Source organism: Mesorhizobium sp. M7A.F.Ca.AU.002.02.1.1 (assembly GCF_003998535.1).
Lineage (GTDB): Bacteria > Pseudomonadota > Alphaproteobacteria > Rhizobiales > Rhizobiaceae > Mesorhizobium > Mesorhizobium ciceri.
Genome location: NZ_RZPB01001333.1, coordinates 1 through 853, shown reverse-complemented (window position 1 = coordinate 853; position 853 = coordinate 1). Strand labels below are relative to the sequence as shown.

Genomic DNA, 853 nt, shown 5'->3' with positions numbered 1-853 from the left:
CGCCCCAGTCGCCCGAGACATCGATCGATGTCACCGGCCCGCGATAGCCGCGCAGCGTGTCGTATTTCATCAACCCGTTCTGCATCGATTTGCGGGCAATGAGCTGGATCTTCGGATCGAGCGTGGTGCGGACGGAGAGGCCGCCTTCGTAGAGCGCATTCTCGCCGTAGCGGGCGATGATCTGGCGGCGCACCTCTTCGGTGAAGTACTCGCCGGCGAACAGATAGGTGCCGCTGCGCCGCGGCGTCACGCCCAGCGGCTCGGCCTTGGCCTTGTTGCCTTCCTCACGCGTGACATAGCCGTTCTCGACCATCTGATCGATGACCCAGTTGCGGCGCTCGATCGCGCGATCGGCATGCTTGAAAGGGTGATAGTTGTTCGGCCCCTTGGGCAGGGAGGCCAGGTAGGCGGCCTCGGCCACGGACAGTTCGTTGACCGATTTGTCGAAATAGGTCAGCGCCGCGCCGGCGACGCCATAGGCGCCGAAGCCGAAGAAGATTTCGTTGAGGTAGAGCTCGAGAATGCGATCCTTGGGATAGGCCTGCTCGATGCGGAAGGCGAGGATCATCTCCTTGATCTTGCGCTCGTAGGTCTGGTCCGAGGACAACAGGAAGTTCTTCGCCACCTGCTGGGTGATCGTCGAGGCGCCGACCTGGCGCCGGCCCGAGCCGAAATTCTGCAGGTTGACGATGATGGCGCGGCCGAGGCCGGTCACATCGATGCCCGGGTGATTGTAAAAATTCTTGTCTTCCGCCGACAGGAAGGCCGCCTTGACGCGGTCCGGAATGGCCTGGATCGGCAGATACAGGCGCCGTTCGCGCGCATATTCGGCCATCAGCGCGCCGTCGGACGC

At 63.0% G+C, this 853-nt stretch carries 1 protein-coding gene; it reads right to left on the bottom strand.

The annotated features are described in order from the left end of the window. Positions 1 to 853: transglycosylase domain-containing protein (locus EN879_RS37530; protein ID WP_206521112.1), on the bottom strand; the 853-nt coding region annotated here is incomplete at both ends.